15 protein-coding genes are annotated in these 23,040 nt (G+C 63.4%); 7 read left to right on the top strand and 8 right to left on the bottom strand.

Annotation, left to right across the window (positions count from 1 at the left end):
• Positions 1-53: 53 nt before the first annotated feature.
• The gene (locus OJ996_RS15610; RefSeq protein WP_264514556.1) at positions 54-725 is read right to left on the bottom strand and encodes a 3-keto-disaccharide hydrolase; all 672 of its coding nucleotides are present in this window, start codon (positions 723-725) and stop codon (positions 54-56) included.
• A 225-nt stretch (positions 726-950) separates the two neighbouring features.
• Here OJ996_RS15610 and OJ996_RS15605 point away from each other — a divergent pair, with 225 nt between their 5' ends.
• Both OJ996_RS15605 and OJ996_RS15600 read left to right on the top strand, forming a co-directional pair.
• Positions 951-4,208 (top strand): efflux RND transporter permease subunit, encoded by a 3,258-nt coding sequence (locus tag OJ996_RS15605; protein ID WP_264514555.1) that lies wholly within the window; start codon positions 951-953, stop codon positions 4,206-4,208.
• A 37-nt stretch (positions 4,209-4,245) separates the two neighbouring features.
• Positions 4,246-5,310, top strand: a complete 1,065-nt coding sequence (locus tag OJ996_RS15600; RefSeq protein WP_264514554.1) for an efflux RND transporter periplasmic adaptor subunit — start codon at positions 4,246-4,248, stop codon at positions 5,308-5,310.
• Positions 5,311-5,314: 4 nt separating this feature from the next.
• Here OJ996_RS15600 and OJ996_RS15595 read toward each other — a convergent pair whose 3' ends face one another.
• A complete protein-coding gene (locus tag OJ996_RS15595; RefSeq protein ID WP_264514553.1) occupies positions 5,315-5,722 on the bottom strand; it encodes an HIT family protein in 408 nt (135 codons plus the stop codon).
• Positions 5,723-5,822: 100 nt separating this feature from the next.
• Between OJ996_RS15595 and OJ996_RS15590 the strand changes: the two genes are divergently transcribed.
• Genes OJ996_RS15590 through OJ996_RS15575 form a run of 4 tightly spaced genes read left to right on the top strand, consistent with a single transcriptional unit; the run spans position 5,823 to position 10,600 of the window.
• Positions 5,823-6,773: a YheT family hydrolase gene (locus OJ996_RS15590; protein WP_264514552.1), complete on the top strand. Its 951-nt coding sequence runs from the start codon at positions 5,823-5,825 to the stop codon at positions 6,771-6,773.
• Positions 6,774-6,825: 52 nt separating this feature from the next.
• Entirely contained in the window at positions 6,826-7,344 is a 519-nt protein-coding gene (locus tag OJ996_RS15585; RefSeq protein WP_264514551.1) for a tetratricopeptide repeat protein, read from the top strand.
• A gap of 56 nt (positions 7,345-7,400) precedes the next feature.
• The gene (locus tag OJ996_RS15580; protein WP_319800696.1) at positions 7,401-9,587 is read left to right on the top strand and encodes an excinuclease ABC subunit UvrB; all 2,187 of its coding nucleotides are present in this window, start codon (positions 7,401-7,403) and stop codon (positions 9,585-9,587) included.
• 38 nt (positions 9,588-9,625) lie between these two features.
• Positions 9,626-10,600 carry an archaemetzincin gene (locus OJ996_RS15575; protein ID WP_264514550.1) on the top strand — a complete coding sequence of 325 codons (975 nt, stop codon included), beginning with the start codon at positions 9,626-9,628 and terminating at the stop codon, positions 10,598-10,600.
• Between the two features lie 9 nt (positions 10,601-10,609).
• Here the strand turns inward: OJ996_RS15575 and OJ996_RS15570 are convergent, their stop codons facing one another.
• Both OJ996_RS15570 and OJ996_RS15565 read right to left on the bottom strand, forming a co-directional pair.
• Entirely contained in the window at positions 10,610-12,352 is a 1,743-nt protein-coding gene (locus OJ996_RS15570; protein WP_264514549.1) for an SMP-30/gluconolactonase/LRE family protein, read from the bottom strand.
• Between the two features lie 72 nt (positions 12,353-12,424).
• A complete protein-coding gene (locus OJ996_RS15565) occupies positions 12,425-13,261 on the bottom strand; it encodes a CvfB family protein (RefSeq protein WP_264514548.1) in 837 nt (278 codons plus the stop codon).
• A gap of 107 nt (positions 13,262-13,368) precedes the next feature.
• On the opposite strand from OJ996_RS15565, the gene OJ996_RS15560 reads away from it, so the two are divergent.
• Positions 13,369-14,844, top strand: coding sequence for an SGNH/GDSL hydrolase family protein (locus tag OJ996_RS15560; RefSeq protein ID WP_264514547.1), 1,476 nt, complete (start codon positions 13,369-13,371; stop codon positions 14,842-14,844).
• A gap of 6 nt (positions 14,845-14,850) precedes the next feature.
• Here OJ996_RS15560 and OJ996_RS15555 read toward each other — a convergent pair whose 3' ends face one another.
• The 4 genes from OJ996_RS15555 to OJ996_RS15540 all read right to left on the bottom strand — a co-directional run bounded on the left by OJ996_RS15555 (position 14,851) and on the right by OJ996_RS15540 (position 23,023).
• Positions 14,851-15,414: a plasmid pRiA4b ORF-3 family protein gene (locus tag OJ996_RS15555; protein WP_264514546.1), complete on the bottom strand. Its 564-nt coding sequence runs from the start codon at positions 15,412-15,414 to the stop codon at positions 14,851-14,853.
• Positions 15,415-15,473: 59 nt separating this feature from the next.
• Positions 15,474-17,072, bottom strand: a complete 1,599-nt coding sequence (locus tag OJ996_RS15550) for an alkaline phosphatase D family protein (protein ID WP_264514545.1) — start codon at positions 17,070-17,072, stop codon at positions 15,474-15,476.
• A gap of 78 nt (positions 17,073-17,150) precedes the next feature.
• On the bottom strand, positions 17,151-22,085 hold the full coding sequence (locus tag OJ996_RS15545) for a PVC-type heme-binding CxxCH protein (protein ID WP_264514544.1): 4,935 nt from the start codon (positions 22,083-22,085) through the stop codon (positions 17,151-17,153).
• A gap of 92 nt (positions 22,086-22,177) precedes the next feature.
• On the bottom strand, positions 22,178-23,023 hold the full coding sequence (locus OJ996_RS15540; RefSeq protein ID WP_264514543.1) for an AraC family transcriptional regulator: 846 nt from the start codon (positions 23,021-23,023) through the stop codon (positions 22,178-22,180).
• Positions 23,024-23,040 lie beyond the last annotated feature (17 nt).

Raw genomic sequence — 23,040 nt, 5'->3', positions numbered from 1 at the left:
GCAGCCCGCTCCCAGCACCAGCAAAAAACACCCGATCGCGGTGAACCGTGGTCTCACCTCACCGGTTCCAGCTCGACCTTGCGGAATTCGACTTCGGTGCCTTCGGCTTGCAGGGCGATCTTACCCTTCTCCGCGGTGGCCTTGCTGCCGAAGTTCACTTCGGTGCCGTTCACCTCCACCTTGATGGTGTCCTGCTTGCAGGTGATCACCATGGTGTTCCACTCACCGAGGGGCTTCTCGGACCCGTCGGTGAGGTTCTTGATGTTCCGCGCGTCCTCCGGACCGCCACCGAACTTCTGGCCTTCCTTGTGCGGGCGACGCTTTTCCATGTCCGGCACGTCGATGTTCTCGCCGATGCACCAGAAGTCTCCCGCATTGCCTGACTGCATCTGGACTTCGATCGATTGCGGAAACATCCCGTAGAGCATGCGCGGCTTCGAGCTGTGGACCAGTACGCCGCAATTCCCGCCCTGACCGGTGAAGCGATACTCCACGGTCAGGCGGTAGTTCGCGTATTCCTTATCGGTCACGAGATGCCCGAGGGGCGTGCCGAGCGAGACGAGCTTGCCATCACGCACGATGAAGCTCGGCTTGATGTCCGGCTTCTTGTCGGCCTCGGGGACATCGGCGGTCCAGCCGCTGAGGTCCTTGCCATTAAAGAGAGCTTCCGGTTCAGCAAGAGCGGATGCGAAGAGGAGAGGAAAAAGAAATAGAGCGGGTTTCATGATCGGCACTGGCTACGTGACACCGAGTAACATCATTTCTTAGCACAAAGTGTTTCAAACCAAAAAGACGGCGACGTTTGATGATTATCGAACTAAGGTGGCGCGAAACGCGCTGCCGGGAAAAGACCTGGCGCCGGACGAATTCGGGAATACCGCACAGGTCCCGGGCATCCGGTGCTTCGTCAAATCAAGCCCCTGCGAGGGGCGCGGGACTCCGATAAAGTCATGTGGATCGTTCTCTTTGCACTCCGTTACAAGTATACCATCGGCGTTCTCGGCATTTTGATCCTGCTCTTCGGGGTCATGTCTGCGCGGAAGATGTCGACGGACATCCTGCCGAAGGTGGATAGCCCCGAGATCACGCTGGTGTGGTCCTACAACGGCCTGAACGCGGCGGAGATGGCCTCGAAGGTTACCTCCTTCTCCGAGATCGCCACGATGAACAACGTGGACGACTTGCTGGAAGTCCGCTCGGAAACCTCGAACGGCATCGGCCTGGTGAAGCTGAAGTTCCAGCCCTACGTGAACATCAACACGGCGCTGGCCCAGTCTACCGGTGTATCGCAAACGATCCTGCGACGGATGCCCGCGGGGACAACGCCGCCATTGATCGTTCAGACCAGTCCTTCGAGCGTGCCGATCGTGCAAATGGTCATCTCCTCGGACACGATGACCGGGGGGCAACTCTTCGACTACGCGCGTCTGGCATTGCGTGCCCAGCTCCAGAGCATACCGGGCATGCGGATCTCGCTGCCCTACGGCGGCGCGGCACGTCAGGTGATGGTGGATCTGGATCCCGAAGCACTGAATGCCTTCGACATGTCCGCCGCGGAAGTGAATACCGCGGTGGGTCGCCAGAATCTCACGCTGCCCTCCGGCTCGCTGCGCGAAGGTGGCCGCGAGCTGCCGGTGGAGCTGAATGCCAGCCCGGAGAACATCCAGGCTTTCCTCGATCTGCCGCTGCGCTCGGTCGATGGCCGCACCATCCTGCTGCGCGACGTGGCAAACGTGCGGGACGGCGAGGCCGTGAGCTCCAACATCGCCCGCCTCAATGGCCAGAACGCGGTGATGATCTCGATCCTGAAGCTCGGGAATGCTTCCACGGTGGACATCATCGACGGGATCATGGCGCGCATGGACGAAGTCCGGAAAGCCGCGCCTCCGGGGATGATGATCGAGCCGATCTTCGACCAATCCGTCTTCGTGCGTGCGGCGGTGAAGGGTGTGGAGCATGAGATCCTGCTGGTCGGCGGCCTGGTAGCGGCCGTGGTGCTGCTCTTCCTCGGTTCCTGGCGCTCAACAATGATCGTGCTCACCTCGATCCCGCTGGCGCTGCTGTGCTCGATCGTGGGCCTGAGCCTGGTCGGTGCGACCTTCAACCTGATGACGCTGGGCGGTCTCGCGCTGGCCATCGGCATCCTCGTGGACAACTCGCTGGTGGAGATCGAGAACATCAAGCGGCAGATATCGCTGGGCAAGGACGTGCGTCAGGCGATCATCGACGGTGCGAAGGAGGTGGCCTTCCCCGAGTTCGTTTCCACGATCTCGATCTGTATCGTCTTCCTGCCGATCTTCCTACTGAGCGGCACCGCCTCCTATGTCTTCCGCCCGCTAGCGCTGGCGGTGGTTTTCGCGATGATCGCGAGCTATCTCCTGGCCCGTACCTTGGTGCCGACGCTGGCCTCGATCATCCTGCCGGCGGAAGCACGCGCAGAGAAAAAGCGGGCGGGGCTGCCGCCGCGCGGCCTTTCGAGAATCCACCACGGCATCGAGCACGGCGTGGACAAGGTGGCGGAGTTCCAAGGCGGCATCCTGAAGTTCCTGATGCGCTGGAAGGTTCTCATCCTGGTGCCGATTTTCATTGCTGCGTCCATCGGTGTGTTCTCCGCCTTCAATTCGGGCCGTGAGTTCTTCCCGAAAACCGATGCCGGTCTTATCCGTCTCTTCGTCCGCATCCCGAGCGGAATCCGCATCGAGGATACCGCCCGGGTGATGGCGGACATCCAGCGCGAGGTGCGCAGTATCATCCCGAAGGAGGAGCTGCAGTTCGTAGTGGAGAACATCGGTGCGCCGTCATCCGTGAACCAAGCATGGGTGGAGACCACCTCGATCAGCTCCGCGGACGGCGAGATCCTGGTGCAGCTCCAAGGTGAGCACGGCCCCAGCGCGGGCTACGAACGCAAGATCCGCGAGATGCTCGCCGAGAAATTCCCGGAGGTGCAGTCCTTCTTCCGTCCTGCAGACGCCACCAGCCAGACGCTGGCCTCCGGTGCGCCGACCACCTTTGAAGTCCGCTTCATGGGCCGTGATGTTCCCGGCAACCTGGCGCTGGCAAAGGAACTCCGCGAGAAGTTCTCAAAGGTTCCCGGCGCGGTGGACGTGACGCTGCGCGAGGTGCTCGATCAACCCGGCTACGCCATCCGCGTGGATCGCTCCCGCGCCGCCACCTTCGGCATCACCCAGCAAGATGCGGCGAACGCGATGCTCGCCGCTCTGGGCAGCGGTGGCTCGATCGCGCCCAACTATTGGTCCGATCCTACCACCGGTGCCTCCTACGACGTGCAGGTGATCGCTCCACCCTCGACCCTCGGTTCCGTCGAGCAGCTGCTGAACCTGCCGATCCGGCCTTCAGTCGGGGGCGGGCTCCCGGTGCCCTTGCGCGCCTTCGCGACGGTGGTCGAGAAGCGCTCACCTGCAAGTGTTTCGCGGACCACGCTGCAACCGACCTTCACCGTGGTGGCAAATGCCGATGGCCGCGACCTCGGCAGCTTGACCAAGGAGCTGAACGGCATCATCGGCCAAGAGGCGAAGCCTGCACTCGACGGCAAAGATGCGGTGGCCGCTACCGGCCTGCGCGCACAGCAGAAGCCGGGTAACAAGATCGAGCTCACTGGGCAGGCGGCACTGATGAACTCCGCGTACTCCGAGCTGATCGGAGGCCTGGGTCTGGCAGCCGTGCTGGTCTTCCTGGTGATGGTGGTGAATTTCCAATCCTGGACCCTGCCTTTTGTCGCGATCAGCGGGCTTCCGGTGGCCGTGTCCGGAGCGCTCTTCGGGCTCTGGGTCACCGGCACACCGCTCAGCGTTCCCGCCCTCATGGGCATCATCATGGTGGTCGGCGTCTCGACCGCGAACAGCGTGCTGGTGAGCAGCTTCGCTCGTGATCGCTTCGATCAGGGAGAGACCGCGATGGATGCCGCGATCGAAGCCGCGACCACGCGTCTGCGCCCGGTGATGATGACCGCGCTGGCGATGATCCTCGGCGTGATCCCGATGGCGCTCGGACATGCGGAAGGCGGTGAACAGAATGCACCGCTGGGACGCGCCGTGATCGGCGGTCTCGTCTTCGGCACGATGGCATCGCTTTTCGTGGTGCCGGTGGCCTTTGCCTTCGTGCGCGGTCTGACGGCCAAGAGTGCCCAGAAAACCGAAACGGAATCCGACTCCGATATCGAACCCGAAGGTCTGCCCGAACTGACCTGAGCTTTTCCCCACGCCTTTCATCCATCTTCCATTTGCCATGATCCGCCGCTTTGTTCCCATCCTGATGATTGCCGCTGCCAGCGCGCAGGAACCGGCCACGGTCCGGACCGTAGCTCCTGCTCCGGCTCCGGGCACCCGCAGCTTTGAACTCCCGGGCCGCACCGAACCGGTCGAACAGGCGCGCATCTTTTCCCGCGCTACCGGCACGGTGAAGGAGCGTCCGGTGGACATCGGCGACCGGGTGCAAGAGGGCGACACGCTTGCCGTGATCGACATCCCGGAAATCGAGCAGGAACTGGAAACGGCCAAGGCCGCGGTGGAGCAGGCGGTAGCGCGTGCCGAGATCGCCCGTAGCACGGCGAAGCGCTCCGCCGGACTGGCCGAGGCGAAGGCGGTCTCGCAGGAAGAGTCCGAACAACGACAAGCATCCGCCGCCGAACTGGAAGCCGCGGTCCGCATGGCGCTTGCGGAGGTGAGGCGCTTGGAGGAGCTGCAGAAGTTCTCCGTGGTGCGGGCTCCCTTCCGGGCCACCGTGGTGGCGCGCCGCATCGATCGCGGTGACTTCGTGCGGGGCGACTCCGCCACGACCGCGGAGTGGGCTTTCCATCTCGCGCGGTTGAACCAGCTGCGCTTCGCGGTGGCCGCGACGCCGGATGTGGGCCTGCGCCTCACGAGCGAGACCGAGGCATCCGTGCGCTTCCCGGAGCTGCCCGGGAAGGCCTTCCCGGCGAAGGTGACCCGCTCGAGCAATTACTTCGACACCAGCTCCGGCACGATGCGTGTGGAGCTCCTGCTCGACAACGCGGACCTGAGCCTACCCGCCGGCCTCACCGGCACGGTGACCTTCAAGCTGCCGCCCGCTCCCGGCACCTTCCTGCTACCGAACAACGCGCTGGTGCTGAGAGAAGGCAAGTCCACGGTGGGCGTGGTCGAAGGCGGCAAGGTGAAGTTCATCGACGTGCTGCCGGGCCGCAACCTCGGACCGCAGATGGAGCTGACCTCCGCCGCCCTGAAGGCGGACAGCGTGGTGATCATCAGCCCGAACGCGATGCTCAAGGAAGGCGATGCCGTGACCGCCAATCCGTTGGTCGCCGGCAAGTGAGCTATCAGACGAAGCGGTCCGCAAAAGCTCGCTTCACCGCGGCTATCGCATCCTCGGTGTAAGCCTCCTTGCCCTCGAAAGACCACACAACCCCGGGCCACGCCGGATCTCCCGGCGAGCGCCCGACGATGTGGATGTGCATCTGGCGGACCTGATTGCCGATGCAGGCCACGTTCAGCTTGTCCGGCTGGAAGTGATCGGAGACGAAGCAGGAGACTTCACGGATCAGCCCGGTGACTTCCCGGAATCGCTCCGGCTCGAGTTGGTGGAGATCTTCGATCCCCTCCTCCACTTCCGGGACGAGGATGATCCATGGGAAGAGTGCGTTGTTCTTCAGCAGCACGCGGCAGCCGCGCAAGGTTCCGAGATCGAATCCGCCCGCTTCAAGCCGGGGATGCAGGGTGAAAGCCATGCCGCGAAGTAGCAGAAGGATCGGTCGTGGGTAGTGCGAAGCGCGGAATCTGCGGCTCCGCCGCTCTTGTCATGGGATTGGGCGGCTCCATACTCGCGGTGTGCCGCTGCTCGAATCCGCCTACCGTGCACCGGCCTATCTGCCGGGCGGGCATCTGCAGACCATTCATCCGGCGCTATTCCGACGGATGCCATTCATAACGACGCGGCGCGAGCGGCTGGAACTTCCGGATGGTGACTTCCTCGACCTAGATTGGTCCACCCAAGGACGGGAACGACTGGCGATCCTCTCGCATGGATTGGAGGCCGACTCGAAGGCACCCTACATCCAAGGCATGGCGACAGCGCTCCAGCGGCGCGGCTGGGATGTGCTGGCGTGGAACTATCGCGGCTGTAGCGGCGAGCTGAATCGCCTGCTGCCGTTCTATCACAGTGGAGCGAGCCACGATCTCCATGAGGTGGTGCTTCATGCGCTCAGGGTGCACCCGGCCGCGCGGATCGATCTCGTTGGCTTCAGTCTCGGTGGTAACATGACGCTGAAGTATCTGGGCGAACGGGCACCAGTCTCGCCGCGACTCCATCGGGCGGTGGCATTCTCGGTGCCTTGCGATCTGGCTTGCTCCTCGCGGCGTCTGTCGACGCGGACGAACCGGGTTTACATGGACCGTTTCCTGCGCTCGCTGCGGCGGAAGCTGGCGGAGAAGCAGCCGCACTTTCCCGGCGAGATCGATCTAACAGGAATCGGCGGGGTGCGGAACTTCCGGCAGTTCGACGACCGCTTCACGGCACCCTTGCACGGATTCCGGGATGCCGCGGACTACTGGGCGCGGGCGAGCTCGCGACCCTTCATGCCGCGGATCACGATTCCCGCCCTGCTGGTGAATGCGGCGAACGATCCCTTTCTAGGACCCGGTTGCTTCCCGCGCGAGGAAGCGGAGGCGAGCCGAACTTTTCATCTGGAGATCCCTGCCGATGGGGGTCACTGCGGCTTCAGCGGCGGACCGGATGAATACTGGTCCGAGCGGCGGGCTGCGGAATTCCTCTCGACATGAGATTCCCGCTTCGGGACTTTTCTCCGGTTCCGAAGCGTGGAATCTGGTTGCCGTGAACGACGAGATCGCTGCCTCCTTCCTGCGCGTCACCGGCTATCTGGAGCTCGGCTTGGCGGAGGATGCGATGGAGGAACTCGACGCTCTGCCACAGGAAGCCCAAGAGAGCCGGGTGGTGCTGCATCTGCGTGTGGATGCAATGTTCCGCATGGGCCAGTGGCGCGAGGCGATGGAGGTCTGCCTGCCGATGCTGGAGCAGGATCCCGGAGATCCCGCATGGTGGATTCAAGCAGCCTTCGCAACGCGCCGGGCGGACTCGATCGCGGCGGCGGAGGCGATCTTGCAACGCGGGCAGAAGCAGCACCCTGAGCAATTGCTGATTCACTACAACCTGGCCTGTTATGCCTGTGTGCAAGGCCGGGTGGAGGAAGCGCTCGCGCTGCTTTCCCGGTTACCCGCGGAGGAGAAGAAAACTTTCCTGGAGATGGCTCTGAAGGACGATGATCTGGCGGCCATCCATCCCAGAATCGTTGCTTGGCAGAGGGAGCACTCCGCGGAAGCAAGGGAGTCCTAGGCCTCCGTGCGAGTGCCCTTGCGGCAACCCGATTCCGGGTTTAGACAGGGGGCCGGATGGCATTCCAACTGAACAGCGAGTATTCCCCCCAAGGCGATCAGGCTCAGGCGATTGCCAAGCTGGTGAAGTCCATCCGCGCGGGAAACACCCATCAAACGCTGCTCGGGGTTACCGGCTCCGGGAAGACCTTCACGATGGCGAACGTGATCGAGCAGATCGGGAAACCGACGCTGATCATGAGCCACAACAAGACGCTGGCGGCTCAGCTTTACTCGGAGTTCAAGAACTTCTTCCCGCACAACGCGGTCGAGTACTTCGTTTCCTACTTCGATTACTACCAGCCGGAGGCTTACATTCCCCGAACCGATACCTACATCGAGAAGGACTCGTCGATCAACGACGAGATCGAGCGCTTGCGCCTGTCCTCGATGGGTTCACTACTGACCCGCGAGGACACGATTGTGATCGCGTCGGTATCCTGCATCTACGGCTTGGGATCGCCGGACGATTATCAAGGGATGATGGTGCCGGTGTGGGTGGGGCAGGAGCTCCGCCGCGACGACTTTCTGCAATCGCTGGTCGCGATCCTTTTCGAGCGGAACGACATCGCCTTCGGTCGTGGCAAGTTCCGGGTGCGCGGGGACGTGGTCGAAGTGCATCCGGCCTACCTCGACGAGACGGCGGTGCGGATCGAGTTCTTCGGCGACGAGATCGACCGCATCACCACGATCGACACGCTGACCGGCGCGACGATCGACCGGGTGGACAAGCACACCTTCTTCCCGGCGAAGCAATTCGTGACGCCGGGCGAGAAGATGAAGCGCGCCATCGTGGAGATCCGCAAGGAGGCGGAGGAGCGCGTGGCTTGGTTCGAGAAGGAGGGCAAGCTGATCGAGGCCCAGCGGCTGCGGATGCGGACCGACTACGACATCGAGATGATGCAGGAGATGGGTTTCTGCCAAGGGATCGAGAACTACTCGCGGCACCTGACCGGGCGCCCGCCGGGATCGCGACCGCACACCTTGCTCGATTTCTTCCCGCGCGACTTCCTGCTGATGATCGACGAGAGCCACGCGACGATTCCGCAGATCGGCGGGATGTTCGAGGGCGACAAGAGCCGCAAGACGGTGCTGGTGGATCACGGCTTCCGCCTGCCCAGCGCGCTCGACAACCGGCCGCTGAAGTTCGACGAGTTCATGCAGATGACTCACCAGCGGCTCTACGTCTCCGCGACGCCGGGGCCCTTCGAGATCGTCAATTCGCGCCCGGATAACAAGCGCTACATCCCGGTGAAGGGACGCGGCGATGACCGCGGCTTCACGCACATCGATCTGAAGCAGATGCGGGTCAAGCCGAGCGGCAGTGCCGAGCCGGTTGCGGACTTCGATCCGGAACGCTCGGGTAAGGCGTTGGTGGTGGAACAGATCATCCGGCCTACCGGCCTGCTCGATCCCACGCTGGTGCTGCGACCGCTCAAGCACCAGATCGACGAGACCATCGAGCTCTGCCGCCAGCGGGTGGAGAAAGGCGAGCGTGTGCTGGTTACGACGCTGACGAAGAAGACCGCGGAGGATCTCTCCGAGTATCTGCAGGGCACCGGGCTGAAGGTGCGGTATATCCATGCGGACATCGACACGGTGGAGCGCGTGGAGATCCTGCGGCAGCTGCGGGCCGCGGCTTTCGACATCCTGGTCGGAATCAACTTGCTGCGTGAGGGACTGGACCTGCCGGAAGTCTCGCTGGTCTGCATTCTCGATGCGGACAAGGAGGGCTTCCTACGCAACGAAACCAGCTTGATCCAGACGGCGGGACGGGCAGCGCGGCACCTGAACGGCCAGTGCGTGCTCTTCTGCGACGAGGTCACCGATTCGATCCAGCGGCTCATCGATGTGACGGAGTATCGCCGCAGCCGGCAGATGGAGCACAACGAGAAGCACGGGATCACGCCGCAGAGCGTGAAACGTGCGGTGCAGGAGAGCCTGCAGCTTTACTCGAACCAGCGCGACAGCGCGGACAAGCTGAATCGCTCGATGGTGGCCGAGGACGAGGAGGCCTATGACAAGGTGCGGGTGCTGGCCGAACTGGAGCGCGAGATGCTCGATGCCTCCGCCAAGCTGGAATTCGAACGGGCAGCACACCTGCGCGACCAGATCGCGGCGCTGAAATCGGGAACACCTGCGGCGGCCGCGCCGCGCGACAAGGTGAGCTATCCGAAGAAAGGGCGGGCGGGTCGGAAGCGATAAGCTGAGCGTGATTATCCTTTCGGCTTGGAAGGCCAGCGATGTTCGCTTGGGATGGGACGATGAAGTTCCGCGCCCTGATTCCCCTGCTCGTCGCGCTCGGCAGCTTCGCCTTCGCGGCTTTCGAATCACCTAACAAGGAAGCCCGGACCGCGGCGGTGGGATCGCTCGTCTCGCTCGATCCGAAGCTGCGACGTGTGTTTAGCGACACCGGTGAGTTCCAAGCAAAGAAGGAGCCGGCCTTCAACGATTGGCTTACCCTCCATCAGGAGGACGGACAGACTTTCAACCAATACATCTCATCGCGTCCCAATCTGCCGAACGGACGCCGGAGGAAGCTCTATATCCTGCCGATTGGAAACTTCGAGAAGGGTATCGCTCCCGATCTGGATCTGCTGCGGGAATACACGGCGGCCTACTATCATCCGCTGGAGGTTGGCATGCTTCCGGTGATCGGGGACAAGGAGGTCCCTGCGACGGAGCGCATCAACCGGATCTCCGCGAAGAAGCAGTGGAAAAGCACCGACATCCTCGATTGGTTGAAGGCGAAGCTTCCTGCCGATGGCTATGCGATGATCGCGGTCACGATGACCGATCTCTATCCGGAGGAGGCATGGAACTTCGTCTTCGGGCAGGCCTCGCTCCGGGAACGAACGGGGGTCTTCAGTTTCGCGCGCTATCATCCCTCATGGGACGGCGGCGAAGCTGACGAAGGGACGCGCAACTTGGTGCTACGGCGTGCGGCGAAGATCCTCACCCACGAGATGGGGCACATGTTCGGGATCCGGCACTGCGTTCACTACGAGTGCAACATGAACGGGGCGAACCATCTGGAGGAAGCGGACTCCACGCCGATGGAGCTCTGCCCGGTGTGTTTGAGAAAGCTCTACCACGCCGTTCGCTTCGATCCCTTGGAGCGCTATGGGTTGCTCGATCGCTTCCACGCGAAGCATGGCATGGAAGCGGAGAGCAAGTGGATCAAGGAACGGGTCGCGGCGATCGAGGCGGCGAAGTGATGGGCGCGATCAGAGGCCGGGCTTGGGCGGCATCACGGGCTTTTCCCAGGCACGGATTCCCGTGAGCTTGGTCTCGCGCTTGAACACCTTGTCCCCTGCGGTGGCGTAGAGGGTCTTTTGCTCCGGCCCGCCGAAGCAGAGATTGGAAGGAGCGCGAGAGCCCGCGGGCATCAGGATGATCAGGTTCACCCGACCGGGTTGGTCGCAGACCTGGATGCCCATCGCGGTGGCAACGAGGAGCCAGCCATCGCGGGTAACCTTCAGACCGTCCGCCCGGCTCCGCGGATCGGGATCGGCGGGCGGCAGGTGCAGATGATGGTAAGGCTGAACATTGGTCAGCGAACCATCCGCCGCCCGTGTGGCCGACCAGATGTAGCGGCCGCCCGGATCAGCGATCTCCAGGCGGGTCTGGTCAGGGGTGAGGGTTACACCGTTCACGCCATTGCAACGGTCGGTGCCCATCACCTTGTCTTGGCCCGGGCGGATGATCCACACGGCCTTCTTCTGCGGCTCCGTCGCGTAGATGGTTCCATCGTTCGCCACGACCAGATCGTTTGCTTTGATGTCCTTCGCGTGGACCTTTTCGTCCTTGGTGGCGATGTCCCAAGAGACGATCTCACCGCTGCCCGTGCGGCAGCCGTAGAGCCGTCCATCCGGACCGAAGGCGAGACCGTTGGTTCCCTGCGTGTTCTCGAGGAAGACCGAAACGCCGCCATCGGGAGCGACGCGATGAATCGTGCTCTTCGGGATATCGGTGAAGTAGACGCTGCCATCCGCCGCCGCGATCGGCCCTTCCGTGAAGCCGTGGCCGCTGCTGATGAGTTGCCAATCCTGTCCGGGGATGAGCATGTCCTTCGCCCGACCGCGGCAGGCCTCGTAGTTCACGGTCACCGGCTTCGGGAAATCCTTCCACAACCAGCGCAACACCTCCGGCATGATCGCGCCGCCGTGCTGGTGGGAGTGAGGGCCTTCACCCCATTTGTGATTCACCTCGTAGCCGGAGAAGCTCAGCGCGGTAAGCATAGCTTGGTTCGCCATCCACCAATCGCCGCAATAGATGTTGAGATCGTTCGAGCCGTCTTGCAGGAAGACCCGGATCGGCTTCGGCTCGGTCTTGCGGACCAATGTCTCGAACTCGTCCGCACCCCGCAGGCCGACGAAGGTGCCGATCATCGAGTAGACGCGACGGAAGGCGTCCGGTCGCTGCCATGCCACGTTGAAGGCCGCGATGCCACCGGAGGAAGCACCGCAAATCGCGCGGTGGTCCGGGTTGGTGCTCAGGTTGTAGTTCTTCGCCACCTCAGGGATCAGCTCGTCGATCAGGAACTTCGCATAGTCCCCGCTGAAGGCGTCGTATTCGTAGCTGCGGTTGAAGCGGGGCTGGGCCTGATCGTTCGGTGCGGGCACCACGCCCGGATCGATGAAGAGGCCGATGGTGACCGGCATCTCGTTCTTCGCGATCAGGTTATCAAAGACGATCGGGATCTTGTTCGCGCCGCCCTCGTTCACATAGCCGCCGCCGTCTTGGAAGACCATCAGGCAGGCCGGCTTGGCCGGATCATACTGGGCCGGCACATGCAGCCAGTAGGTGCGCTCCGTGCCGGGGTAGACCTTGCTGGCATTGAAGCTGTGCTTGGTGGTCACCCCCTTCGGCACACCCTCCTGCCGCTGCGAGGCGGGATCGACCGGATAAGACTCCTCGGCATGGAGACACGCGAGGGCGAGGAAAGGGAGCAACGCGACGGCTTTCATGGGATCGGAAGGACGGGACGTGCAGGATACCGCCCATCTTTCCGGTCGCGCGGGGGAAGTCTGTCACCGCAGCTACTCGACCAAGCGCATCCCCTCGTCGCTGAGGGCGATCTTGCGCTTCTTGAACAACGCTCCGGTCGCCTGCTTGAAGGCCTTTTTGCTCACGCCTAGAGCCTTGTGGATCTCTTCCGCCGGGCTGGAATCGCTGAGGGCCCAGAAGCCGCCGCGCTGCTTGAGTTCGTCCTCGATGCGGGTTTCGAGGTCATCGATGCGGGCGCGGCCCGGAGGATAAAGCGAGAGATCGATTTTCCCATCGGGTCTGGCCTGCACCACATAGCCCTTGGTCTTCTCCCCCGCACGCAAGCGGCGGAACACTTCATTGGCGAAGAGAACGCCGGAGTGCTTGCCCTCGATGATCGCCTTGTAGCCGAGCTCCGTCTTACCATAGAGCATCAGCTCCACCTCCTGGCCTTCCTTATAGTCCGGCTTGGTCTGGTTGAGGAACTTGTTCAGGCGGCGGGTCGCGACGATGCGGCCGCTGGCCGGGTCCACATGCACATGGACGACGTAGGACTTGCCCACCTCAAGCCGCTCCTTCTGCTCGCGGAAAGGCAACAGCAGATCCTTAGGCAGGCCCCAATCGAGGAAGGCGCCGACACCGGTCACCGCAAGCACCTCGAGGTAAGCGAAGTCCCCAGGCATCACCTTGGGGTGCTTCATGGTCGCGACCGGGCGATCCTCGGAGTCGTGGTAGAGGAAGACATCCACCTCGCCCCCCACGTGCCATTTCACCGGCATCTCGCGGCGCGGCAGCAGCACCTCGCCCAGCTCGTCCCCGGCATCGAGGAAGAGTCCGAAGGGTTGCTCGCGGAGAATGGTAAGGGTGGCGCGCTCGCCGATATGGGCCATGCCCGGGAGGCTCGGGGAAAAGCAAGGCGGCGTCCATGACGATTCGGTCCGGTTTCCGCGTAGCCGGGGGGCTGGACTCGCTGGAACCAAAAGCTATGCATGATCGCGTGAAACTCCCCCTCCTGCTCTCGCTGATGCTCGGCCTGCACCTTCCGCTACAAGCCGCCGACCAAGTGGTCACTCTCGGGGACTCCCTGACCTACGGCTACGAGGGCGAGTTCTGCTTCCGGATCACCGTGCCGCCCGCGGCGGGATCATCCGCTGGCACCTACGGCGACAACATGCCCGCGACGGTGCGCAACTGGATCGAGACTCTGAGCTCCACCAATTATCGCAATGCCCACTTCGACCAAGGCGCGCGGGTGACCTTCCGTCTGAGCTTCGCCCTCCTCGGCGGAAACACCTACACCCTTTTCCTGCGCAACCGCTTCAACTGGGCCATTCCCGGGTTGAAAGTGGATCAGCTGCGGGAGTTCGTCCTAGGTCAGAAGACCTTCCTCCAGCTTCTCGCCGCGGATCCGGACTTCGCGCCGCTGGCCGACGCCTTGGGCAATCCGTTGGTCTCCAACTTCAATCAAGCGAACCAGTTCAACGTGACCGAGATGAACACCCAGATCACCAGTAATGCCGAGCGGCTGGTGTTCTTCATCGGCGGGAATGACGTGCGCGGGGTTTACCAATCGATCTACGAGGGCAACCCGGTGGGCAGTTTCGTGGACGACTTCATGGCCGATGCCACGGCGGTCCTCGATCACGTGCGATCCAAGAACCCGAACATCCAGTTGCTGGTCGTGGCGGTCCCGCACATCGGCATCACGCCGGACATCAAGAGCACCTGCCCCACCGATCCGGTGAAGACGCCGCGGGTGACGGCCATGCTGCAGGACTTGAACGCCCGTCTCGAGGCACTGGCCAAGCAAAAGGGCGGCGGCTTCGCGGACATTTTCACCCCCACCCTCTCACTGCTGGACTCAAGCTCCTACGGCATTCACGGGATTCCCTTTGCGAATTCCGGCACCGCCACCGGCGATCTCGACTACCTGTGGTTGAATGGCGAGTTCAGCGCGAACTTCCACCCGAACACCAATGCCCAACTGGTGATCGCGAACGAGATCATCCGCGGCTTCAACAAACGCTATCAGACCGGCATCGCCCCGCTCAGTGCCACCGAGATGCTCGGCAACAGGCTGGGCAAATCCGCCGTCCAGATCGACATGAGCTTCGCCAACTGGATGACGGGCTTCGGCCTGAGCGGACAAGGCGAGAACAGCGACGCTGATGGCGATGGCATCAAGGCCGGTGCGGAGTTCGCGCTTGGCCTGAACCCAACCCTTCCTGACGCAGATCAGATCGCCAGCACGAGGGTATCGGGAGGATCGCAACTCGAACTGGCCTATCCGAAGCGGCTGCCGAGCTCGACGCGCTTCACGCTGCAAGCCACGAGTTCGACGGGACTTGCTGCGCCCTTCACGCGGATCGCGCCCGCGCCGACCATCGGCAGCGACGGGCTCTACCGTGCACGGATCCCGGTAACGCCCGGCGGTCGTGGTTTTCTCCGCCTGGAGAGTACCCTCGCTCCCTGAGCGGGCTTAGAGCAGCTTGCGCTTCTTCGGATTCCGCTTCTTGCCGCCGAAGATCACTTCCTTGATATCGAAGGCTTCGGGATCGTACTCGCCGCGGTACCAGCCGATCTGGCCGGTCAGGGCCTCCATGTATTGGAAGGCGCCGCCGAAGTCTTCCGGCGGGCAGGCACGCGCGCCGTCGATCATGATCGGGCCGGTCTCCTCGGACTCTTCCTTTTTCTCCAGCACGATCTCGTGCAGCCAGTCCTCCGCGAAGTCGTAGCGGTAGAGCATCCGCATCGGCAGGCGCTTCTTGCCGATGAAGTCGGCCAGCGTGACCTTGGTCTCGTCTTGGAATTCACCGCCCTTCGGCACCTGATCCGCCAAGCCGACCGGGCCGATGACGTCTTTCAAGTTCTTGCCGGAGCCGTGGCGGAATTCGTGCGGGTGCTTGTTCTCCCAGCCCATCGCATCCTGCAGCGCGTCATTCAGCTGCAGGAAGGTGAAGGACGCGGGCACCGAGAAGCGCCGCCAGATCTGCGGGGTGATCTGGTAAAGGAAGACTTTGACGACAATGCGCGGCACGGACATGCGGAGAGGCTAGGCTCGGGCCTCCCCGCGACGCAAACCGCAAGTTAGCCCCTGTCGCGTCAGGCCGGGACGACCGCGGCCTTCCCGCTCTCCACGACGAAGGATGCCGGTGTGTGGAGCTTCGCACCCGGGCGGGTGACGAAATCCACGGTGCGGAAGTCCGTGCGCCAGACGCCCTTGTCGATCGTGCAGCTCACGTAGCCGCGCTGGGTGGCGTGGTATTTCACGAAGGGGTTCTCCGACTTGAGCTGATCCATGTAGGGCGGCTGGGCCTTGCCATTGCCGCCCGAGGTGATGGAGGTGCAAACGAACTCCGCCCCCGCGATCTGCGAATCCGGCTGGCCCGGGATGCAGGGCAACTCGTTCGCCCAGTGGGTGTGGATATCCCCGGTGAGCACGATCGGGTTGGAAACCTTCATCTGGCAGAAGGCGTTGAGGAGGGCCTGCCGCTCGACCTCGTAGCCCGGCCACTGATCCATGCTGCAGCGCTCTTCTTCGCCCTCATGTCGGTCCACGCGGGCCATCATCACCTGCTGGGCGAGGACATTCCATGTCGCGCGGGACTTGCCGAGTTCACCGAGCAGCCACTCCTTCTGGACGCTGCCGAGGAGGGTGGCATTCGGGTCCATGGCGGCGGTGCCGAGCGCTTTCAGGCCGTCGTCGTTCGGTTGATCGGTGCGGTACTGGCGGGTGTCCAGCACGTGGAAATCCACGAGGCTGCCGTGGCGGACGCTGCGGTAGAGTTTCATCCCCGGGCCCTTCGGCACGCAGGCCGCACGCAGCGGCATGTGTTCGTAGTAGGCCTGATAGGCAGCCGCGCGGCGGGCGAGGAAGGCGGTGACATCGATGTTCTTCTCCTCCGAGCAGTCGCCGGCACAGTTGTTGTCGAACTCGTGGTCATCCCAGGTCACCACCCAAGGCGCATTCCGGTGCATCGCCTGCAGGGAGGGATCGCTCTTGTACTGGGCGTGACGGTTGCGGTAGTCGGTCAGGCTCACGATCTCCGCGCTGTTGTGCTTGCGGATCTGATCCTCCTTCGCGCGGCCCTCGTAAATGTAATCGCCGAGGTGGAAGACGATGTCCGGATTCTCCGCGAGCATGTGCTGGTAGGCGGTGAAGAAACCGGCCTCCCAATGCTGGCAAGAGGCGAAGGCCATCTTCAGCATCGAGGTCTCCGCCGCGGCGCGGTCCGGGCTCTCCAAAGTGCGGGTCCGGCCACGCGGGCTGATCTCGGCACCGGCACGGAACTCATACCAATACCAACGGTCCGGGCGCAGGCCGGTGACCTCCACGTGCACGGAGTGGGCCCAATCCGGGCTGGCCACTTCCTTGCCCTTGGCGACCACCTTGGTCATCGCCTCATCCTCCGCCACGCGCCAGTGAACCCACACCGGGAGATCCGGCATGCCGCCGCCCTGCAGGGGCTCCGGCGCGAGACGGGTCCACAGCACGAAGCCATCCGCGGAGGGATCACCGGAGGCGACCCCGAGCTGGAAAGGATAGGCTTGGAAGGAGGGACGCTCCTTCGCCACCGGGGCGTTCCCCCATGCCCGGCTGGCCCCGAGCGCCACCAGCATCGAGCCGGAAGCACCCAGGAATGAGCGGCGTTTCAGTCGCGGGGAATCGAGAGGAAACAGCGGACGCGAGGAGAGATTCATGAACCTCTGATACTGCGCATCCGTGCAATTTCTTCAATCAACGGAATGGTCACGAAACCACGCTGGACCGCCTTGGCGCTATTTCGCCCCGGCCCATTTCACGGCGTTTACCAGCAGCTTGCGGAAGTCCGGATGCTTATGCGCGGCCTCGTCATGGCCCGGGGCGATGCACACGATCTTCGCCTTCGGGTGGGTCACGGTCCACACCGAGGGATGTTTCTTCCCGGTCTGCCCGGACACCGAAGTCTCGATCAGCACCTCCACGCGGGCACGCGGATCGATGCCGATCTGGTAGTGCTCGTCGTGGATCTTGAAGTCACGATTCAGGCCCTTCACCACCGGATGGTCGGGCTTGAGCACGGTGAGACCGAACTCACCCAGCGGGTCATGGGCGCGGGAACCGCCGCCGACGTAGGAGATGTTGTACTGCGCCCAGTCCACCCAGTTGTACCAAGTGGCCGGATGCAGGAGCACCATGCCGCCGCCGCGGTTCGCAAAGGCCTCGAAGGCTTCGCGGAAGGCCTTGCTCTTCGAGTAGCCGGCGTCGTTCGAGCTGAAGAGCAGGACGTCGGTATTGGCGAGCTGCTCGGCGGCGGTCTCCGGACTGGTGGTGTAGATGCTGACGATGCCGCCGGCCTCTTTCAGAATCGCTTGGTCCTCGCGATCATACCACTGGCCGAAGTCGTGCGAGCTGCCACCACCGGCCAGCAGCACCCGCAGGGTTCCCGGCGTGGCTTTGTCCGACAGGCTTGCATTGCTGCCGGGGACAGGACCGCCTTCGGCCGGGGCGGCCGCCATCTTGCCGTCCTTGCCGGCGGATTCCAAGGTGATCGCCGCGATCATCGGGGCGGGACCGCGGTCGGCGCTGGTCAGGATGAGCTTCTCGATCGTGGCGGAGGGCTTCTTGAGATCGCGCCACAGGTAGCGCATCTGGCCGTGGTTGGTCAGATCGGTCCAAGCCGAGCCCGGAACATCAACCCGTGCCACGTGATCGGAGAACTCCACGCCGTTCCGTAGTACGACATTCTCCGTAGATCCATCGCTGTAGCGGACCTCGATCTTCACCAAGGGCTCCTGGTCATTGGCCACCGGGAAGCCCCAGCCTGCCACGGCACCAAGAAGGTGCAGGCGGCCCGCGGCGAGATTCACGGGGATCTCGACCTGCTTCGGCATCGTCTGGCTCAGAGACCGGGGCTCCATGCCGCCCTTCAGGACGATCACGTTCTTACCACCGGAGGTGGTGGCAGGATCGGGCAACTGAAAAGGAACGCCGCGCTCCTCGACCATGCCGTAGCGCTTCAGGCCGACGCGATCGCCTGCGGTTTCCGCGGACATATAGACTCCGCGGCTGCCATCTGCCGTCGCCGCCTTGCCGAAAGCCACGGTGTGGAAGCGCTGCTCACCGGAACGGAGATAGGTGATAAGGTCGCGCAGGGTTTCGGGCCCGAGCGCTTCGAAGCCTTCGGGCATGAGCGACTTGCCGGTATCGGTGCGGTTCGCGATCTGGTCGCGCGCCACCTCGGTCTCACCGGCGGCGTTTTTCACGAAGATGCTGCCCTCGGTCTCGCGGCTGATGAAGCCCGCGAGGGTGCGGCCGTCTTTCGTGGAGATGTTCCAGACATGGTAGCTCGGCTCCACCTCGCGATTCGGGTCAACGATGTGGGTCAGCAGCGCCTCCACCCCGTGCACGCCGATGCCTTCGAGGACCGGACCAATGGTAACGCCCTCGCCATGGAAAACGTGGCAGACCGCACAGGCGGCATAGAGGCCCTTGCCCGCCTCCGCGTTGCCCGGCTTGCTCACCTCCGGCAGCAGGCGGGTAATCAGTGCGTCCTTCGCTTCCACCGCACCGCGCAGGCGCTTGATCATGGGAGCGGATTTCTCACGGACGCCGGGATCCGCATGGTCGGCGAGGCGGGAGAGCACCTGGGTGCCCGCGACGGCGACCGTGATGTCACCCTTGTCCAAAGCTTGGGCCAAGAGGATTGCCGAGGCGGGACGACCGAGCACGGCTTCAATCACGCGGGCCTTGTCCGTGGTGGCCAGAGCGGGAAGCACTTCAATCATCAGAGCGGCAGCATCGGCGGAGCCATTGCTGACCACGGCCTCCAAGACCGGTCCGCGCAGGGCGGCATCACCGCTGGACACCGCGGCGGCGAGCGCCTTTTCCAGCTTCTCATCGAAGGCGGGCAGGATACCGAGCGGGCCGAGCACCTCGGGATCGTTCGGGGCTGCCGCGAGCAACTTGTCCGTCAGGGGCGGCAGCTTCTGCTTGGCCTCGGCTTCGTTCCAGCGCGCCGCCGCGAGAGGCAGGGCTGATGCAGCGATCTGCGGGGTAGGACTTGCCGCCAGCTTCGCGAGCACTTCATCGAGTTTCGCATCGGCAGGCAGTTCGCGGTTCCGCAAGGAGCGCAGCGAGGCAGTCGCGATCGCGGTGCCCTTCGCTCCGGATTGACCGATCGCCTCAAGCATCGAGGCCAAGGTCTTGCCATCCTTGCCGAAGGCATCGAAGAGGAGCGCGGCCAGCGGCGCTTGCTTCTCCGGGGCCGGCGCGGCGAGCGCGGTGGCCAGCACCTCGGCCGGGCGGTTCTTCGCAAGGCGTCCGATCGCGGCACGAGTCCAAATGTCTTCGGCCTTCGCTTGCAGGCCAACCAGAACGTCCGCCGACAGCACGGCATCTTCCGGCAATCCCGCCAGCCATTGCAGGCGGACGCGGGAATCGTTCTCGGCAGGCAGATGCTTCGCCACGGTGGCAACCACATCGGCGTTCACGAGCTTCGGATAGGCGCCGATCACACGACCGATGGTGACGCGCACGGCGGTATCCGGATCTTCCAGCGCGGCGGTGATTTCCTGTGGGCTCAGCACACCGGCGGCGGCGCGGATCCAGAGCGAGTGGAGCTTGGTCACGCCTTTGGCACCCGCCAGCTTGGTGGCAGCGGCCTTGAGGTCGCCCTCTTCGATCATGCGCTGGGCGCGGAAGCGGATCTCGCGATTCGGATGGGAGAGGGCGGCGAGACAGCCTTCGAGATTGGTGAGATCGGCCTTCGGCAGCGGCTTTGAATCCTTGTGATGATAGCGGTGGATACGACCGAAGAAGTGGTCGCGGTCCGGACGCGCAGCCTGATGATTCCAGAGATGGATCGGGCCGCGGGGATCGTTGTGCAGGATCGCCTGGTTGTAGCAGTCGATCACGTAGAGCTGGCCATCCGGACCCACGCGGGTGTCGATGGGGCGGCTCCAGAAGTCGCGGGTGGCGGAGAACTCTTCCTCACGCGTCTTGGCGGCGGAGAAGGTCGGACCGTCCACGCTCAAGGCCTCATGGTGAATGATGTGAACTGTGGGCTCGGCCGTGAAGTAGCCGCGCGTCCACTGATCGGGCCAAGCTCCGCCCTCATAGACCGCGCAACCGCAGGCCGCGGTGAAGGAACCGATCACGTCGTTCGGCTGGTTCTCCACGATTTCCTCCCAGCTCATGAGCGGCTTCACCGGGCGGAGGTGCACCATCACCTGCCAGGACGGATCGCGGGCCATGCCGCCCGCCGCCATCAACTTGTCGGAGACGGGCACGTGCATCACCAAGTCGCCGGAAGTCGGCTGGGTGAAGAACATCTCGCCTTCGGAAGTCATGTCCACGCCCCAGCAATTGCCGCTCTTCGCGCTGTACATCTCGATCGCCGAGCCATCCGGACGGAAGCGGATGACCCCAGAACCGATCGCTCCGAAGTCTTTCTTGCCGTCGCCTGAAGTGACCTTGTTCGAGCTGGAGTAGCCGTGCGTGGCATAGATCCAGCCATCCAGGCCCCAGCGCAGATTGTTCAGGACCGCGTGGGTGTCGAAGGTTCCCAAGCCGGTATAGAGGATCTCACGACGATCGCTTTTCCCGTCATTATTCGTATCGCGGATCAGGTAGATATGCGGCGGCTGGGCCACGACCACGCCATCCTTGTAGAAGCAGAAGCTGGTCGCGAGATCGAGGTCCTCGGCGAAGACCTGCTTGCGATCCATCACGCCGTCCCCATCGCTATCTTCGAGGATCGAGATCCGGTCGCGACCGGGGCGATCGGTCGCCGCCGGTTTGTCGAGCGGGGTGTCCCGCTGCCAGACGGTGTGCATCGACTCCGGGCCGCCACCGCGCTTGCCCTCGGGATACTCCAGGCTTTCGACCACCCACATGCGCCCGCGATGATCCCAATCAATGTTCAGCGGCTTTGAGATCAGGGGCTCGGCAGCGACCAGATCCACCTTGAACTCCGGATGAATCTGCAGGGTATCCACAGCCTTCTGCGGTGCCAGCGGGCCGCCGGGAGGATAGACCAGCGCGGCGAGGTCATCCTTCTCCGACCATTCGTCCACCTTGTCATTCTGCGAAGCCCATGCCACCGAGCGACGTAGCATCGTGCGGATCGCCGGATGCTTCCATGTCGCCTCGTTCTTACCCGGCACGAAGAAGACGATGCGACCTTTGCCTTTGGTCTGCGACCACACCATCGGCGAGACACCGTAGACGTAGGGCTGAGGATCGGTGCCCTTCAGGTGCTTTCTGTTAGGCGTCCATGTCGTAGCCAGCACCTTCGCGTCCTGCGGCGTGCGCAGGCCGTAGATCATCTCGTCGTCGATATCAAAATTCGAGATCCCGCTGCTTACCGCATCCTCCCGCCCGGGAGGGGTGAAGAACAGCGGCACCACGCCGGACCAGCGGCTCACTTCACCCTCCACCCATCCGGATGCCGGGATTGCATCATGAACCAGCACGAGGCCGCCGCCTTTCTCGACGTAAGCTTCGAGCCGCTGGCGATCTGCCGCGCTCCAAGGTGCTCCGCCCGTGAGCAACACCACCTTCGCCTTCGCCAGCTCCGCATCGCCCGGCAGGGCCGCACTCGCGGTCGTGCCGGAGATCAAGGGTTCCTTCGACTGCTGGAATAGTTCCGGAGGCGCGGCCAAGGCAGAGCCGCTCAGAACGGCAAGCATCGCCAATGATTCGAGCGAGCGACGGATAGATCGGGGTTTCATGATACAGGTGAGAGCCGCTGACATTGGCTCCCTAGACGTGGGTTTGAAGGACTTCCTCGCGCGGACAGCAGAAGGAATACGGACATGTGGATTCACCGCCGGTGCTCCGAAGGGCGCCAGCCGATCCACTTCTTGAAGGTATTGGAAAACGTGTGCGGGTTCGTGTAGCCGATCTCGCGGGTGATCGATTCGACCTTCTCATCGGTCGTGGCTAACAGATGCCGCGCGTGCTGCATGCGCAGGAAGGTCACATGCTGCATCGGGCTACGGCCGAGCTCGCTCCGGCAGAGGCGGCGGAGGTGCTCCTTGCACACGCAGGCACGGCTCGCGAGTTCCTCCAAGGTCCACTGATGATCGAGAGACTTCTGCACCGACTCCCAAAGCTTCCACAGACGCGAGTCCGCCTGATGCGGCTGGGCGAAGCGCAAGACATACGATTGGATCAGCTCGGTCCACAGGTGCTGCACCGCTGGCGTCGCGCTGCCCTTCATCTCCGCATGCAGACCTTGGATCGCGTGTAGCAGAGGCATCGGGTCATAGGTTCCCAGCACCGGCGAAGCCGCTGAGACCACCGGATTGGATTCGCGCGATTCCCGGTAGCGCACCCAGCAGATCCGCCATGGCTCGCTCCCTGTCGCCTTCATCGCATTCGTCACGAAAGGCGGCAGCAGGCAGGCATTCCCCGCCGAGACTTTCTTCCACTGCCCGTCCGCCCGCACCAAGCCGCTGCCTCCGAAGCAGGCCAGCATGAAAGTCCCGGACTGATCGGGACGCGAAATCCCGAAGGGCTCGCGAGCCTCCAGCACCCCCACATGGGCGATGTGATGCTGCGCGAGGAGAGGACAGAGCGGACTCTCGCGGATCCATCCGCGATCATCCTGCTCGTCGCCCCGCACCACGTGGCTGCGGGTCACATCGGGCAGAGTGGCTACAGGCATCCCCTCAAGCTATTCCC

The organism is Luteolibacter rhizosphaerae, from assembly GCF_025950095.1.
Lineage (GTDB): Bacteria > Verrucomicrobiota > Verrucomicrobiia > Verrucomicrobiales > Akkermansiaceae > Haloferula > Haloferula rhizosphaerae.
Note: the sequence above shows the minus strand (reverse complement) of the source record. Positions and strands in the feature narration are given on the sequence as shown.